This is a genomic window from Stenotrophomonas sp. YJH_SMC_120, assembly GCF_059368675.1.
The window spans coordinates 55,620-69,797 of record NZ_JCAFRY010000001.1; the positions used below are offsets into that span (position 1 = coordinate 55,620).

16 protein-coding genes are annotated in these 14,178 nt (G+C 66.8%); 4 read left to right on the top strand and 12 right to left on the bottom strand.

Annotated elements, in window-relative coordinates:
* Positions 1 to 100: 100 nt before the first annotated feature.
* The 5 genes from ggt to rsmD form a co-directional block, all read right to left on the bottom strand.
* Entirely contained in the window at positions 101 to 1,831 is a 1,731-nt protein-coding gene (gene ggt / locus AC5P60_RS00375) for a gamma-glutamyltransferase (RefSeq protein WP_049395944.1), read from the bottom strand.
* Positions 1,828 to 2,109: a YfhL family 4Fe-4S dicluster ferredoxin gene (locus AC5P60_RS00380; protein WP_483692815.1), complete on the bottom strand. Its 282-nt coding sequence runs from the start codon at positions 2,107 to 2,109 to the stop codon at positions 1,828 to 1,830. The genes ggt and AC5P60_RS00380 overlap by 4 nt, the downstream gene beginning before the upstream one ends.
* Positions 2,110 to 2,241: 132 nt before the next feature.
* Entirely contained in the window at positions 2,242 to 2,733 is a 492-nt protein-coding gene (locus AC5P60_RS00385) for a hypothetical protein (RefSeq protein WP_005409092.1), read from the bottom strand.
* A 60-nt stretch (positions 2,734 to 2,793) separates the two neighbouring features.
* Positions 2,794 to 3,303 carry a pantetheine-phosphate adenylyltransferase gene (coaD, locus tag AC5P60_RS00390; RefSeq protein ID WP_005409091.1) on the bottom strand — a complete coding sequence of 170 codons (510 nt, stop codon included), beginning with the start codon at positions 3,301 to 3,303 and terminating at the stop codon, positions 2,794 to 2,796.
* A 26-nt stretch (positions 3,304 to 3,329) separates the two neighbouring features.
* Positions 3,330 to 3,908, bottom strand: a complete 579-nt coding sequence (rsmD, locus tag AC5P60_RS00395) for a 16S rRNA (guanine(966)-N(2))-methyltransferase RsmD (protein WP_005412982.1) — start codon at positions 3,906 to 3,908, stop codon at positions 3,330 to 3,332.
* Positions 3,909 to 4,560: 652 nt separating this feature from the next.
* Between rsmD and htpG the strand changes: the two genes are divergently transcribed.
* A complete protein-coding gene (htpG, locus tag AC5P60_RS00400; protein ID WP_099484527.1) occupies positions 4,561 to 6,453 on the top strand; it encodes a molecular chaperone HtpG in 1,893 nt (630 codons plus the stop codon).
* A gap of 197 nt (positions 6,454 to 6,650) precedes the next feature.
* On the opposite strand, the gene AC5P60_RS00405 is transcribed toward htpG, so the two are convergent.
* Positions 6,651 to 6,950, bottom strand: coding sequence for a hypothetical protein (locus AC5P60_RS00405; RefSeq protein WP_483692816.1), 300 nt, complete (start codon positions 6,948 to 6,950; stop codon positions 6,651 to 6,653).
* A 129-nt stretch (positions 6,951 to 7,079) separates the two neighbouring features.
* Between AC5P60_RS00405 and ftsY the strand changes: the two genes are divergently transcribed.
* From ftsY to AC5P60_RS00420, 3 genes are all read left to right on the top strand, one after another.
* The gene (gene ftsY, locus AC5P60_RS00410; protein WP_033833077.1) at positions 7,080 to 8,396 is read left to right on the top strand and encodes a signal recognition particle-docking protein FtsY; all 1,317 of its coding nucleotides are present in this window, start codon (positions 7,080 to 7,082) and stop codon (positions 8,394 to 8,396) included.
* A gap of 84 nt (positions 8,397 to 8,480) precedes the next feature.
* Positions 8,481 to 9,605, top strand: a complete 1,125-nt coding sequence (mutY, locus tag AC5P60_RS00415; RefSeq protein ID WP_483692817.1) for an A/G-specific adenine glycosylase — start codon at positions 8,481 to 8,483, stop codon at positions 9,603 to 9,605.
* Between the two features lie 5 nt (positions 9,606 to 9,610).
* Positions 9,611 to 9,880 (top strand): oxidative damage protection protein, encoded by a 270-nt coding sequence (locus AC5P60_RS00420; RefSeq protein WP_005409085.1) that lies wholly within the window; start codon positions 9,611 to 9,613, stop codon positions 9,878 to 9,880.
* A 74-nt stretch (positions 9,881 to 9,954) separates the two neighbouring features.
* Here AC5P60_RS00420 and AC5P60_RS00425 read toward each other — a convergent pair whose 3' ends face one another.
* From AC5P60_RS00425 to AC5P60_RS00450, 6 genes are all read right to left on the bottom strand, one after another.
* Positions 9,955 to 10,404, bottom strand: a complete 450-nt coding sequence (locus tag AC5P60_RS00425) for a DUF6491 family protein (RefSeq protein WP_483692818.1) — start codon at positions 10,402 to 10,404, stop codon at positions 9,955 to 9,957.
* 221 nt (positions 10,405 to 10,625) lie between these two features.
* Positions 10,626 to 11,339, bottom strand: coding sequence for a lipoprotein-releasing ABC transporter ATP-binding protein LolD (gene lolD / locus AC5P60_RS00430; RefSeq protein WP_005409083.1), 714 nt, complete (start codon positions 11,337 to 11,339; stop codon positions 10,626 to 10,628).
* The gene (locus AC5P60_RS00435; protein ID WP_033833074.1) at positions 11,332 to 12,573 is read right to left on the bottom strand and encodes a lipoprotein-releasing ABC transporter permease subunit; all 1,242 of its coding nucleotides are present in this window, start codon (positions 12,571 to 12,573) and stop codon (positions 11,332 to 11,334) included. Before AC5P60_RS00435 ends, lolD begins: the two co-directional genes overlap by 8 nt.
* A 23-nt stretch (positions 12,574 to 12,596) precedes the next feature.
* Positions 12,597 to 13,046 (bottom strand): hypothetical protein, encoded by a 450-nt coding sequence (locus AC5P60_RS00440; protein ID WP_033833073.1) that lies wholly within the window; start codon positions 13,044 to 13,046, stop codon positions 12,597 to 12,599.
* Positions 12,997 to 13,245 (bottom strand): FAD assembly factor SdhE, encoded by a 249-nt coding sequence (locus AC5P60_RS00445; RefSeq protein WP_005409080.1) that lies wholly within the window; start codon positions 13,243 to 13,245, stop codon positions 12,997 to 12,999. Before AC5P60_RS00445 ends, AC5P60_RS00440 begins: the two co-directional genes overlap by 50 nt.
* A 98-nt stretch (positions 13,246 to 13,343) precedes the next feature.
* On the bottom strand, positions 13,344 to 14,129 hold the full coding sequence (locus AC5P60_RS00450) for a succinate dehydrogenase iron-sulfur subunit (protein ID WP_005409079.1): 786 nt from the start codon (positions 14,127 to 14,129) through the stop codon (positions 13,344 to 13,346).
* Positions 14,130 to 14,178 lie beyond the last annotated feature (49 nt).

Sequence of the window (14,178 nt, forward strand, 5' to 3'; positions counted from 1 at the left end):
CTCGTTAAATAATCGCTAGAAAGGAAACAGAAAACCCCGCCGTCAAGGGCGGGGTTTCGGTAAACAGCCAGATTGGCGGCCAGCGGCCGGCACGACCGGATCAGCGTGCCGGCACGACCAGGGCGCTGCCCACCGGGTTGCGCGGGTCGCTGCCGCCAAACAGCTTGTTGGCCTTCCGGTCCCATTCCACGGTCTGCAGGTTGCCCCACACGTGGCTGGACCCGCGGCCCCCGGCGGCCACATTGCCCGGCAGGTCGATCTTGTGACCCATCGCCTGCAGCTGCTTCACCGTGGCCGCGTCGAATGCATCGTCCTCGGCTTCGATCAGGTCCGGCAACCACTGGTGGTGGTAGCGCGGCAGCGCGGCAACCTGCTGCGCGTCCAGGCCGGCGTCGTAGCCGAGGATGCCCAGCAGCACCATGGTGATGATGCGGCTGCCACCCGGGGTGCCCAGCACCACCACCTTGTCGGCGTTCTCCATGAAGGTCGGGGTCATCGAGCTGAGCATGCGCTTGCCCGCCTTCGGCGCATTGGCCTCGTAGCCCATCACGCCGAACGCGTTGGGCGTGCCCGGCTTCAGCGCGAAGTCGTCCATCTCGTTGTTCAGCAGCACGCCGGTGCCCTTCGGAATCAGCCCCGAGCCGTACAGCAGGTTGACGGTCTGGGTCGCGCCGACCCGGTTGCCGTCACGGTCGATGATCGAGAAGTGCGTGGTCTCGTCATCTTCCAGCGGCGTCGGGTTGCCCGACAGCAGGTCGCTGGGCGTGGCCTTCTCCGGATGGATGGTCGCCCGCAGGCCCTGTGCGTAGTCCTTGCTGGTCAGCACTTTCTGCGGGATCTGCACGAAGTCCGGATCGCCGAGGAAGAAGGTGCGGTCGCGGTAGGCACGGCGCATCGACTCCACCACCAGGTGGGTGCGGTGCGCCGGGTCCATCTTGTTGATGTCCCAGCCTTCCAGGATCTGCAGCATGCTGGCCAGCGCGATGCCACCGGACGACGGCGGCGGCGCGGTGGTGATCTTCCAGCCGTTGTAGTTGAACACGATCGGTTCGCGCTGCTTCACGCGATAGCCGGCCAGCTCTTCAGCGGTCCACTGGCCGCCGGCCTGCTTCACGCCGGCCAGCAACAGCTTTCCGGTCTGGCCCTTGTAGAAGCCATCGAAGCCACCTGCGGCCAAGCGCTCCAGCGTCTGTGCCAGCTCCGGCTGCTTGAACAGGTCACCGCTGGTGATCGGCTTGCCGTTGCGCAGGTAGACCTCACGGGTGCCGGGATAGCGCTCCATCACCTCACGGCGAGAGGCATAGCCCTTGGCCATGCGGTCGTAGACCGGGAAGCCTTCGCGCGCGATGCGGATCGCCGGCTGCAGCGATGCAGACAGCGGCAGCTTGCCGTGCCTGGCGGACAGCTCGACCAGCGCCGCAGGCAGGCCCGGAATACCGGCCGACCACGCACCGTTGACCGAGCGGTCACGGTCGAGGTTGCCCTGCTTGTCGAGGAAGGCCTGCGGCGTTGCCGCGGCCGGCGCGGTCTCGCGCGCGTCCAGCATCACGTCCTTGCCGGTGGCCGCGTCGTGCAGCAGGAAGAAGCCACCGCCACCCAGCCCGGAACTGATCGGCTCGACCACCGCCAGCGTGGACGATACCGCCACCGCGGCGTCGAAGGCGTTGCCGCCCTGCGCCAGGATGTCGATGCCGGCCTGGGTGGCCAGCGCGTGGCCGCTGGCAATGGCCGCGCCGTCGGGGCGCTCGGCACGGGCCGGGCTGTCGGCCCAGGCGATCGGGCTCAGCAGCAGGCCGAGCAGCAACAGGGGGCGGACGATCAGCGTCTTCATTCGGATGGGGGCTCCGCGTAGAGTTCGGGGTGATCGTGCTGCAGCTCGCGCAGCTTGGCCAGCAGCTGGTCTTCCGTTTCCACGATCTCCGGGTCCGGATCGATGCACTCGACCGGGCAGACGACCACGCACTGTGGCTCGTCGAAATGACCCACGCATTCGGTGCAGCGCGCAGGGTCGATCACGTAGATGGTTTCACCCATCGCAATGGCCTGGTTCGGGCAGGCCGGCTCGCAGACGTCGCAGTTGACGCAGAGCTCGTTGATTTTCAGCGACACGGCGATACTCCTCGCCCGCGCCTTGGGACAAAGGACCGGCCAGCGCGGGCGCGCGGGCCGGTCAGGTCATCAGCGGCGCCATTGCAGGACGCCGCCCGGGCCATGCCGGAGCATGGCCGCCATGGCTCGGTCTTACTTGGCTTCGACGAAAATGTACTCGGCACCGGTCGGCTGGATCGCAGCCTGAACGCGGGCGTTGTCGGCCGACTGGCCGATGAAGACGACGCGCACGCCCTTCATCGAATCCGGCGACACGTCCTTGAACACGGCCTGGATCATGTCAGCCATTTTGCCCGAGGCCGACGAACCGAAGGCCAGCATGTTGCCCGGCTGCACGCCACGGGCCACGGCCTGGGTCGCGCTCTCGGTCTGGCGCTCGTACTTGGCCTGGAAGTCCGGGTCCGATTCCGGGGAGAGGTAGTACAGGAACGGGCTGTTGGTGATGTTGCCCATGTTCTGGATGGCCACTTCCTGCAGGTACTTCTTCCAGCCCGCATCGTCGTCCTTGGCCGGGGCGACCAGGGCCTGCTTGGCCTCGTCGACCGGAGCGGCCTCTTCCTTCTTGCAGGCGGTGAAGGCCAGGGCCAACGAAGCGATCAGCATCGCGCGCATGGTGGTGTTCATGGGTTTCCTCCCGGAATGGTGCGTGGTGTTGTGCGTAATGGGGTGCGGGTACAGCAGGACTTACGACTGTGCCGCCTTCGCTTCGCGGACCTTGCGCAGGGCTTCGAGCACCGCGGCCGGCACGAAACCGGACACGTCGCCGCCCAGGCGCGCGATCTCGCGGACCAGCGAGGACGAAATGAAGCTGTGCTGCTCGGCCGGGGTCAGGAACAGGGTCTCGACCTCGGGGATCAGGTGACGGTTCATGCTGGCCATCTGGAACTCGTACTCGAAATCGGACACCGCGCGCAGGCCACGCAGCAGCACCCCGCCCTGGACCGAACGGACGAAATGGGCCAGCAGGGTGTCGAAGCCGATGACCTCGACGTTGCCATGGTGGCCCAGTGCGCCACGCGCCAGCTGCACGCGCTGCTCCAGCGGTAGCGCCGGGCCCTTGGACGGGCTCTGCGCCACGCCCACCACGACCTTTTCAAACAGCGGCGCGGCCCGGCTGACCAGGTCGATATGACCGTTGGTGATCGGGTCGAACGTGCCGGGATAGACGGCAATGCGGCGGTTGGCCACGGTCATGGGCGGATGCAGATGTTCAGATGAGGTCAAAGTGTAGCAGTGGCGCGGCGGTACAGGGCAAAGCGCACCTCGCGGGTGCCGCCCTCGCGGTGCAGCAGCCAGTCCGGCGGCAGCACCGGCACGTGGCCGGCCGGCGATTCCAGGTACAGCCAGGCATCGGCGGCCAGGTGCCGAGGCAGCTGCGCCAGCACGTCCTGCCACAGGCCATCGGCGAACGGCGGGTCGATGAAGACCAGATCGGCCTGCTGCGCGGGCGCGCCCTGCAGCCAGCGCAGGGCATCGGCCTGCACCACGGTGATCTGATCGGCGGCCTGGAGCTTCGCCACGGCCGCGCTCAGATTGCGTCCCAGCTGCGCGTCGCGCTCGACCAGGGTGGCGTGGGCAGCACCGCGCGAAACCGCCTCCAGGCCCAGCGCGCCACTGCCGGCGAACAGGTCCAGCACCCGCGCGCCGCCCAGTCTGGGCATCAACCAGTTGAAAAGGGTCTCGCGCACGCGGTCACTGCTGGGCCGCAGCCCCGGCAGGGTCGGCACCGGCAGGCGGGTATTGCGCCAGCGACCGCCGATGATGCGGACCTGACCGTCATTGCCCCCACGGCCGCTCACAGGCGCCCCCGGCGGGGTTCATTCGAGAATTTCAGCATGAGCGGGATTGTAGTCGTCCGGGCGGCGCCCGGAACCCGCAGAGGCCGAAGCAACAGCCAGAGCAACGGCAAAAGCTGGTTTCCTGTGGGTAGGCGGGGTGGGCCAGGTTGTGGGGGACGCCGTAAACCCGTCCATGGGGGCTTGGCCGCGGCATCCATGCCGCGGACACCCCCACAACCTGCCCCCCCCCGCCTTCGACAGTTTCCTGCGATCTGCCGGAAGGTCTCTTGGGGTCAGATCCGTTTTCCTGCGGAAAACGGATCTGACCCCATTTGATGTATCGATATCTGACAGATGTGTCGACCAAGGTCGACACCTGCCAACAGCCGCGTGAACCTGTCAGAGGCGGGGCGGTGTGGGTTGGCAGGACCGTTGGCGCCATGGATGGCGCCATCGAGCCCCCATGGATGGGTTCACGGCGTGTCCTGCCAACCCACACCGCCCCGCCATCCCACGGATAGCCCGCTGCTGCTGTTGATGTTGCTGTTGCTTCGGCCTCTGCAGGTGCAGGGCTGCAAGCCCTGCCGACCAACCCCTTGATTTCGGGACAATCAGCCATACCCCTTGGCGAGGCCGCACGCGCTGGCGCGGCATTGCACATGGAGCCCTATCGATGACCGAGACCACCCAGACCGAAACCCTTGGCTTCCAGACCGAAGTCAAGCAGCTGCTGCAGCTGATGATCCACTCGCTGTACTCCAACAAGGAGATCTTCCTGCGCGAGCTGGTCTCCAACGCCGCTGACGCTGCCGACAAGCTGCGCTTCGAGGCCCTGACCCAGCCGGCCCTGCTTGAAGGTGACAGCGAGCTGCGCGTGCGCGTCAGCTTCGACCCCGCCGCCCACACCATCACCATCGAAGACAACGGCATCGGCATGAGCCGCGCCGAAGCCATTGCCCATCTCGGCACGATCGCCAAGTCCGGCACCGGCGATTTCCTCCGCCAGCTGTCCGGCGACCAGAAAAAGGATTCGCAGCTGATCGGCCAGTTCGGCGTCGGCTTCTACAGTGCCTTCATCGTTGCAGACCAAGTGGAAGTGACCTCGCGCCGCGCCGGCCTGGCTGCAGGCGAAGGCGTGCGCTGGACCTCGCGCGGCGAAGGCGATTTCGAAGTGGCCACCATCGACAAGGCCGAGCGCGGCACCCGCATCGTGCTGCACCTGAAGGACGGCGAGCACGATTTCGCCGATGGCTGGCGCCTGCGCGGCATCCTCAAGAAGTATTCGGACCATATCGGCCTGCCGATCCAGATGCCGAAGGAAGGTGGCGAAGAAGGCGCCGCGGTCGAATGGGAAACCGTCAATCGCGCCAGCGCGCTGTGGACCCGCCCGCGCACCGAGATCAGCGACGCCGAGTACACCGAGTTCTACAAGCACGTGGCACACGACCACAGCGATCCGCTGGCATGGAGCCACAACAAGGTCGAAGGCAAGCTGGAATACACCTCGCTGCTGTACGTGCCCGGCCGCGCGCCGTTCGACCTGTATCACCGCGATGCCCCCAAGGGCCTGAAGCTGTACGTGCAGCGCGTGTTCGTGATGGACCAGGCCGAGCAGTTCCTGCCGCTGTACCTGCGCTTCATCAAGGGCGTGGTCGATTCCAACGACCTGTCGCTGAACGTCTCGCGCGAGATCCTGCAGTCCGGCCCGGTCATCGATTCGATGAAGGCCGCGCTGACCAAGCGCTCGCTGGACATGCTGGAAAAGCTGGCCACAGACAAGCCGGAGCAGTACGCCACGTTCTGGAAGGAATTCGGCCAGGTGCTGAAGGAAGGCCCGGCCGAGGACTACAACAACCGCGAGAAGGTGGCCGGCCTGCTGCGCTTCGCCTCCACACGTGGCGACGGCGATGCGCAGAACGTGTCGCTGGCTGACTACCTCGGCCGCATGGCCGAAGGCCAGGACAAGATCTACTACCTGACCGGCGAGAGCTACAGCCAGGTGCGCAACAGCCCGCACCTGGAAGTGTTCCGCAAGAAGGGCGTGGAAGTGCTGCTGCTGACCGACCGCATCGACGAGTGGCTGATGGGCTACCTGACCGATTTCGACGGCAAGGGTTTCGTCGACATCGCCCGCGGCGACCTCGACCTGGGCGCGCTGGAAACCGAAGCGGACAAGCAGGAACAGGAAGCAGCGGCCAAGGACAAGCAGGGCCTGGTCGAGCGCCTGAAGACGGTGCTGGGCGATGACGTGGCCGACGTGCGCGTCTCGCACCGCCTGACCGATTCACCGGCGGTGCTGGCCATCGGCGAACAGGACCTGGGCCTGCAGATGCGCCAGATCCTGGAAGCCAGCGGGCAGAAGGTGCCGGACAGCAAGCCGGTGCTGGAGATCAACCCGGGCCATCCGCTGATCGCCAAGCTGGATGCTGAAGCCGATGGCGCGCGTTTCGACGATCTGGGCCGCGTGCTGTTCGACCAGGCTGCATTGGCCGCCGGCGACAGCCTGAAGGATCCGGGCGCCTATGTGGCGCGCCTGAACAAGCTGCTGCTGGAGCTGTCGGCCTGATCGACAAGGTGGTCGCCGGGCATGGCCCGGCTTACCCGGCGATGCTCTGGTAGAAGCCAACCTTGGTTGGCGCCCAAAAAGCGTGCCAACCAAGGTTGGCACCTACCGGGGCGGGTGGTGAGTGCCAACCAGGATTGGCACCTACCAGGCGGGTCGAGCGTGTCAACCAAGGTTGACACCCACCAAGGCCGGGAGGCTCAGGCCTCGCGATCCAGCAGCGAGCCCAGCATCTGGTCCTGGCGTCGGATCACCGCGGCGTTGGAAGCGAAAGCCACCACCTCGGCTTTCGCTGCCAGCAGATCACCCAGTGGTGCACTGACATCGGCGCCGGTAGGGGTCACCGCAGCCTGCACCCCACCCTGCTCCACCGTACTACGCTGCAGCTGCGGGCGCTGAGCATCGGGAGTCGCCAGGTTGGCCACGTTGTGCGCGGCCACCTGCACGCCCTGCTGGGCCGCACGCATCCCGCCAAGGGCGATTCCCATCACGTTGTTCATGGCGGTCTCCGGACCGCCCTGCGCAGCCCTCCGGACCGGTTAACGGCCGGCCGGCCGCGACCTTGAGTCCACATCGGCCCGACAGGCCCGAGTGGTAGCATATCCCTCTGATTTCAGCGCCTTTTGCCAATGCTCAGTTTTTTCCGCCGCAAGAAGCCCCAGGATGCCCCCGCAACGGAGGCACCCAAGACCCAGCACTACTCGGCTGAAGAGCTGGCGGCGGCGTTTCCGTCGGCCGCGCCGGTCGAGGACAAGGAGCCGGCACCGGTAGCCGTACCGGCCGAGCCTGCACCGGTCGAGCCGCCCCCGGCAACCGCCGTTCCGGTCGCTGTCGAGCCCACCCCGGTGATTCCGGCCCCAGCCGCAGCGGTTCCGGCAGCTCCTGCGCCGACGGCGCAGATTGACGTCGCCCCCATCGCGACCCCGGCCATCGAACCGGCACCCGCACCGCTGCCCGAGCCCACCCCGGCACCGGTCACCGACGACCTGCCTGCTGCCGCCTCGGTCGACGCTGCTCCGGCACCTGCCGGCAAGCCCGGCTGGCGCGAACGCCTGCGCAACAGCGTCATCGCGCGCAGCTTCGGTGGCCTGTTCTCGCGCAACCCAAAACTCGACGACGACCTGCTGGACGAGCTGGAAACCGCCCTGATCACCGCCGACGTCGGCGTGGGTGCCACCACCGACCTGGTCGAGGGCCTGCGCAAGCGCATGAAGTCGCGCGAGTTCGCAGATGCAAATGCGCTGCTGGCCGCGCTGCGCGCCGAGCTGATCGCGATCCTGCAGCCGGTGGCCAAGCCGCTGGTGATCGACCGCAACGCCAAGCCCTTCGTTGTGCTGACCGTCGGCGTCAACGGCGTTGGCAAGACCACCACCATCGGCAAGCTGGCCAAGCGTTTCAAGGATGAAGGCCACAGCCTGATGCTGGCCGCCGGCGACACCTTCCGCGCCGCCGCCGTCGCACAGCTGCAGGCCTGGGGCGAACGCAACGGCGTGGCCGTGGTCGCCCAAGGGCAGAACGCCGATGCCGCTTCGGTGGCATTCGATGCGCTGCAGGCCGGCAAGGCCCGCGGCACCTCGGTGCTGATCGCCGATACCGCCGGCCGCCTGCACACCCAGTCCGGCCTGATGAACGAGCTGGGCAAGATCCGCCGCGTGCTCGGCAAGATCGACGCCACTGCACCGCACGAAGTACTGATGGTGATCGACGGCACCACCGGCCAGAACGCGCTGTCGCAGCTGCGCCAGTTCAACGCTGCGGTGAACGTGACCGGCCTGGTGGTGACCAAGCTGGACGGCACTGCCAAGGGCGGCGTGGTGTTCGCGCTGGCCCGCGAGTTCGGCATTCCGATCCGTTTCGCCGGCATCGGCGAGCGCCCGGAAGACCTGCGCGTATTCGATCCGGAAGCCTTCGTTGACGCCCTGCTGCCCGAAGCGCTGGGTGCCTGATAGACCGTGCAGCCACGCTTGGCGTGGCTCTACTGCAGCCCGGTAGAGCCACCCCATCGGTGGCTGCCCACCTCCGGAATACCGATGCCCCGCCAGCCGCACGCCAGCGCCGGAACCACGCAGACCGACGACTTCGTCGCCCACCTGCTGCATTGGTTCGACGACCACGGTCGCCACGACCTGCCCTGGCAGCATCCGCGCAGCCCCTATCGGGTCTGGTTGTCGGAAATCATGCTGCAGCAGACCCAGGTGAGTACGGTCATCCCGTACTTCCAGCGGTTCCTGCAGCACTTCCCGACCCTGCCCGACCTCGCCGCCGCCAGCAATGACGCGGTGATGGCGCAGTGGGCCGGGCTCGGCTACTACGCCCGCGCACGCAACCTGCACGCGGCAGCCAAGCGCTGCGTGGAACTGCACGACGGCGACCTGCCACGTGACTTCGATGCGCTGCATGCCCTGCCCGGCATCGGCCGCAGCACCGCCGGTGCGATCCTCAGCCAGGCCTGGAACGACCCGTTCGCGATCCTCGATGGCAACGTCAAGCGGGTGCTCAGCCGCTACCACGGCATCGACGGCTTCCCGGGCCTTCCGGCCATCGAGAAGCAGTTGTGGGCGATCGCCGAGGCGCACGTGGCGCAGGTGCCGGCCGGACGCATGGCCGATTACACCCAGGCGCAGATGGACCTGGGCGCGACCGTGTGCAGCCGCGCCAGACCCGCCTGCGTGATCTGCCCGCTGCAGGACGCGTGCGTGGCGCGCCGCGAAGGCCGCACCGCTGAACTACCCACGCCCAAGTCCAGCAAGACCCTGCCCGAGCGCGAAGCAGTGGCCCTGCTGCTGCGCGACCCCCAGCAGCGCGTGCTGCTGCAGAAGCGGCCGGACACCGGCATCTGGGCGCAGCTGTGGACGCTGCCCCAGGCCGAGGCTGGCAGCGACCTGCAGGACTGGTTCGATGCGCATGTTGAAGGTTCGCTGGAAGACGCCGAGGAGCTGCCAGTGCTGCAGCACACCTTCAGTCACTACAGGCTGCACCTGCAGGTACTGTCGCGCCAGGTGAACGGCCTGCGCGTGGAAGAACCCACGTTGCGCTGGGTCGCCTACGATGAACTGCGCGCGCTGGGCCTGCCCGCGCCGATCCGCAAACTGCTCGACGGCGCGACGATCAAGACGCCAAAACGAACTTCCAAGAAACCCCGCAACCACGAGTGAGTGCCATGCCCCGAACCGTCTTCTGCCAGTACGAACAACGCGATGCCGAGGGCCTGGACTTCGTGCCCTACCCCGGCGAGCTGGGCCAGCGCATCTTCAACAACATCGGCAAGCAGGCCTGGGCTGCGTGGCTGGCGCACCAGACCATGCTGATCAACGAGAACCGCCTGTCGCCGCGTACGCCGGAACATCGCGCGTTCCTTGAAGGCGAACTGGTCAAGTTCCTGTTCGAGAAGGACGCGCAAAAGCCGGCCGGCTTCACTCCGGAAGCCTGACGCACAGGTAGTGCCGGGCGCTGGCCGGCAACCTGGCATCTGCGCGATGCCGGCCAGCGGCCGGCACGACCGCGCTATTTCCTGTTTTCCTCGCGCTCCTGCACCTGCGCCTGGCGCAGCTCCTGCTCGGATGCGCGTAGTGCCTTCACATCGAGCTTGCGGATGCTGTCGATGAAGCACGGCAGGCGCGGGCCGCCGGTAGGGTCGCGCACCAGCACCTTGTCGAAACGCACCGAAACACGATTCATCTGGCTGGTCAGGCCGATGGCGGTGGCATATGGCAGGTCCTGGCAGGGCCCCCTCAACTCCAGCAGGTAGGCCTCGCTGGGACGCGTCCATACCGCAAGCGCGCTGTCACCCAGCTCGGTCCAGCCATTGAGGGTGCCGAAGAACTGCATGTCGTTCTGCGGCGCACCGGCATGGGCACGGTACAGGTCAAGCTTATCGGCGCTGCTGAGCCGGCCAGTGGTCGCACACGCGGCCAGCGCCAGGCAGAGTCCGGCCACCAGGAACGGGGTCTTCATGGCGATCTCCTCGGGGAACTGTCGCCATCATGCGCCCGGGCCGGCAACGGCGGCGGGACGACCGACAGCCCCATTCAGGCGCTGGTCGGCGGTCGACCAAGGCCGACCTCTACCAAAGCAGACCCAAGGCCCCGGATTCCGGAAGTCACCAACCTTGGTTGGCGCCTGCCCCGCAGGAGCAGCCGACCAGGGTCGGCTTCCACCAAAGCGGCCCCGGCGCCTCAGACGTCCGCGTGGGCCAGTGCGTGCAAGCGCCCTTCGCGCAGCTCCAGCACCCGGTCGAGGCGGCGCGCCAGGCTGCGGTCGTGGGTGACCAGCACCAGGCTGGTGTGGCGCGCACGATTCAGTTCCAGCATCAGCTCGAACACCGTGGCGGCCGTGCGGTCATCCAGGTTGCCGGTCGGCTCGTCACCCAGCACGCAGGCTGGGTGATTGACCAGTGCCCGCGCCACCGCAGCACGCTGCCGCTCACCACCAGACAGCTCGCCCGGCTTGTGATCCAGGCGGTGGCCGAGGCCGACCGCTTCCAGCAGCGTGGTGGCCCGGCTGCTCGCTTCTGCTACCGCAGTGCCAGCCAACAGTACCGGCATCATCACGTTTTCCAGCGCGGTGAACTCCGGCAGCAGGTGATGGAACTGGTAGACGAAGCCCAGCGCCTGGTTGCGCAGCAGACCGCGCGCGGTATCCGACAGCGCCGACATGCGCTGCCCGGTCACGTAGACCTCGCCGGCGGTTGGAATGTCCAGGCCGCCCAGCAGATGCAGCAGCGTGCTCTTGCCGGCGCCGGAGGCACCGATGATCGCCACCGTCTCGCCGGCGGTCACGGTCAGGTCCAGGCCATCGAACACCGGGGTCTGCATGCGCCCTTCGGCGTAGGTCTTGCCCAGTGCTTCGGCGCGGATCACTTCGTCGCCGCGGTTGAAGACCTTATTCATAACGCAGGGCCTCCGCCGGCTGGGTGCGCGCTGCCCGCCAGGCGGGATACAGGGTGGCCAGGAAGCTCATCAGCAGCGCGACCACGGTGATCGCCACCACGTCGCCGGTCTGCATGTCGGTCGGCAGGCCGGTGATGTAGTACACATCCTCCGGCAGCAGCTTGACGTTGAACACGCTCTCGATGGCACCGAGGATGCGTTCCAGGTTGAGGGTCAGGGTGATGCCGCCGATCAGGCCGGCCAGCGTGCCGAAGATGCCGATCAGCGAACCCTGCACCATGAACACCTGCATCACCCCGCCCGGAGTCAGGCCAAGGGTGCGCAGGATGGCGATGTCGGCCTGCTTGTCGGTGACCAGCATCACCTGCGACGACACCAGGTTGAAAGCGCCCATGGCGATGATCAGCGACAGCAGGATGCCCATCACTACCTTCTCCATGCGCAGCGAGTGGTAGAGGTTGGCGTTCTGCTGGGTCCAGTCACTTACCCGGTACGCGCCGCCGAGGCTCTGCGCCAGGTCCACGCCCACTTCCAGCGAGCGGTCCATGTCGTACAGTTTCAGCCGCACGCCGGTAGCGCCATCGGAACGCAGCACGCGCTCCAGGTCCTGCATGTTGGCGAAGCCGACGCCGCGGTCGACCTCGTTGTAGCCGGCCTCGAAGATGCCGCTGACGGTGAAGCGTTTCATCCGCGGCACTGCGCCAGCAGGCGTGCCCTGCACTTCTGCAAAGGTCACCAGCACCTGGTCGCCAACGTCCACGCCCAGCCAGACCGCCAGCTCTTTGCCCAGCAGCACGTTGAAGCTGCCCGGCTTGAGGCTGTCATAGCTGCCCTTGGTGACCTTCTTGTCGATCACCGACACCTTCGGCTCCAGCGCCGGATCGATGCCCTGGATGATTGCGCCCTGCACGCGCGGGCCGCTGATCATCGACTGGATCTCGATGTACGGCGCGGCACCGGCCACGCGCGGGTCCTTGCGGGCGACGTCCACCACGCGCATCCAGTCCGGCATCGGCTCGCCGTCGCGGCTGATGGTGGTGTGCGCGGTCATCTGCAGCAGGCGGCTGCGGATTTCCTTCTGGAAACCGCTCATCACCGCCAGGGTGGTGATCAGCACCGTAACGCCGAGCGCGATGCCCAGGATCGATGCCATCGAGATGAAGGAGATGAAGCCGTTGCGGCGCTTGGCGCGCAGGTAGCGCAGGCCAATGGCCACGGGAATGGGTTTGAACATGCAGGCACGCCGGTCAATTCAGCTTATGGTGCCATCGACCGGGGCCTACGGGAAACGCCGCGTGCGGCCACGGCCAGTCGCAGTTCACGTCGCTGCCTGGAATCGAGCACATCGGGCCAGAACAGCAGGCGCCGGCGGCGCCGATCCTCACGCCAGAGCAACAACAGCCATGGCCCACGCACGACCAGTTGTGGTGCATCGACGTCCTGCCCGGCCACCTGCAGCAGCTCGGGCGGTACCGGCAGAAGCACCTGCACGCATGGCCTGCGCTGGCGCCAGGCCAGTTCGGCCAACCCGATGCCCCAGGCCAGCAACACCGCCGGCGTCAGCAGCCGGGGCGGCAGATCCGATGCGCGCAGCAGCCAAGGTGCGGCCAGCAGCACCGCCAGCTGGGCGGCGGCCTGCAGCCGCGAGGGGCGCCACTCAAGGCTTGAGGGCGAGGATCTTCTGCATGAGGGGGATCGCGTGCGCATGCGGGCAGGCCTCATAGCCCATGAACCAGCGCCACAACTTATCGTCCTCGCAGTCGAGCAGGAACAGGAAAACCTCGCGCTCCTCGGTCGGCGCGGTGCTCCATTCGTGGTCGAGATAACGGCCGAACAGCTGGTCCAGCTCACGCATGCCGCGGCGGCAGCGCCAGCGCAGCTTCTTCAGCAGAACGTCTTCTTCCATCGTGTTTCTCCAGATACAGCAAAGCCACGCAAGGCGTGGCTCTACTGCGGTGGCACAGCCACGCATGGCGTGGCTCTACCGGGTACGGCCAGAGCCGATCAGGCGCGGCGTTCCATCATCAGCTTCTTGATCTCGGCGATCGCCAGCGCCGGGTTCAGGCCCTTCGGGCAGGTCCGGGCGCAGTTCATGATGGTGTGGCAGCGGTACAGCTTGAACGGATCTTCCAGATCGTCCAGGCGCGCACCGGTGTCCTCATCGCGCGAGTCGATGATCCAGCGGTAGGCCTGCAGCAGGATCGCCGGGCCCAGGTAACGCTCGCCGTTCCACCAGTAGCTCGGGCAGCTGGTCGAGCAGCAGGCGCACAGGATGCACTCGTACAGGCCGTCCAGCTTCTTGCGGTCTTCCGGCGACTGCAGGCGCTCACGGTCCGGCGGTGCCGGGGTCTGGGTGCGGATCCACGGCTTGATCGAGGCGTACTGCGCATAGAAGTGGGTCAGGTCCGGAACCAGATCCTTCACCACGTTCATGTGCGGCAGCGGGTAGATCGGCACTTCCTTCTTGCCGCAGTCCGAGATGGCTCGGGTGCAGGCCAGGGTGTTGGTGCCGTCGATGTTCATCGCGCACGAACCACAGATGCCTTCGCGGCACGAGCGGCGGAAGGTCAGGGTCGGGTCGATCTCGTTCTTGATCTTGATCAGGGCGTCCAGGACCATCGGGCCACAGGCGTCCAGATCGACTTCATAGGTATCGGTGCGCGGGTTGCTGTCGTCGTCCGGACTCCAGCGGTAGATCTTGAAGGTGCGCACGTTCTTGCCGCCGTTCTTGACGGGGAAGTGCTTGCCCTTCGTGATCTTGGAATTCTTGGGGAGTGAAAACTCGGCCATGGCTGCTCTCGTTGGCTCAGGCGGCCCGCGCCCTTGGGCGCGGATTGCA

What these genes read in the sequence shown, in the direction of transcription:
- ggt (WP_049395944.1), bottom strand. Translation starts at nt 1,831, where the DNA reads ATGAAGACGCTGATCGTCCGCCCCCTGTTGCTGCTCGGCCTGCTGCTG.
- AC5P60_RS00385 (WP_005409092.1), bottom strand. Translation starts at nt 2,733, where the DNA reads ATGAACACCACCATGCGCGCGATGCTGATCGCTTCGTTGGCCCTGGCC.
- coaD (WP_005409091.1), bottom strand. Translation starts at nt 3,303, where the DNA reads ATGACCGTGGCCAACCGCCGCATTGCCGTCTATCCCGGCACGTTCGAC.
- htpG (WP_099484527.1), top strand. Translation starts at nt 4,561, where the DNA reads ATGACCGAGACCACCCAGACCGAAACCCTTGGCTTCCAGACCGAAGTC.
- AC5P60_RS00405 (WP_483692816.1), bottom strand. Translation starts at nt 6,950, where the DNA reads ATGAACAACGTGATGGGAATCGCCCTTGGCGGGATGCGTGCGGCCCAG.
- ftsY (WP_033833077.1), top strand. Translation starts at nt 7,080, where the DNA reads ATGCTCAGTTTTTTCCGCCGCAAGAAGCCCCAGGATGCCCCCGCAACG.
- mutY (WP_483692817.1), top strand. Translation starts at nt 8,481, where the DNA reads ATGCCCCGCCAGCCGCACGCCAGCGCCGGAACCACGCAGACCGACGAC.
- AC5P60_RS00420 (WP_005409085.1), top strand. Translation starts at nt 9,611, where the DNA reads ATGCCCCGAACCGTCTTCTGCCAGTACGAACAACGCGATGCCGAGGGC.
- AC5P60_RS00425 (WP_483692818.1), bottom strand. Translation starts at nt 10,404, where the DNA reads ATGAAGACCCCGTTCCTGGTGGCCGGACTCTGCCTGGCGCTGGCCGCG.
- lolD (WP_005409083.1), bottom strand. Translation starts at nt 11,339, where the DNA reads ATGAATAAGGTCTTCAACCGCGGCGACGAAGTGATCCGCGCCGAAGCA.
- AC5P60_RS00435 (WP_033833074.1), bottom strand. Translation starts at nt 12,573, where the DNA reads ATGTTCAAACCCATTCCCGTGGCCATTGGCCTGCGCTACCTGCGCGCC.
- AC5P60_RS00440 (WP_033833073.1), bottom strand. Translation starts at nt 13,046, where the DNA reads ATGCGCACGCGATCCCCCTCATGCAGAAGATCCTCGCCCTCAAGCCTT.
- AC5P60_RS00445 (WP_005409080.1), bottom strand. Translation starts at nt 13,245, where the DNA reads ATGGAAGAAGACGTTCTGCTGAAGAAGCTGCGCTGGCGCTGCCGCCGC.
- AC5P60_RS00450 (WP_005409079.1), bottom strand. Translation starts at nt 14,129, where the DNA reads ATGGCCGAGTTTTCACTCCCCAAGAATTCCAAGATCACGAAGGGCAAG.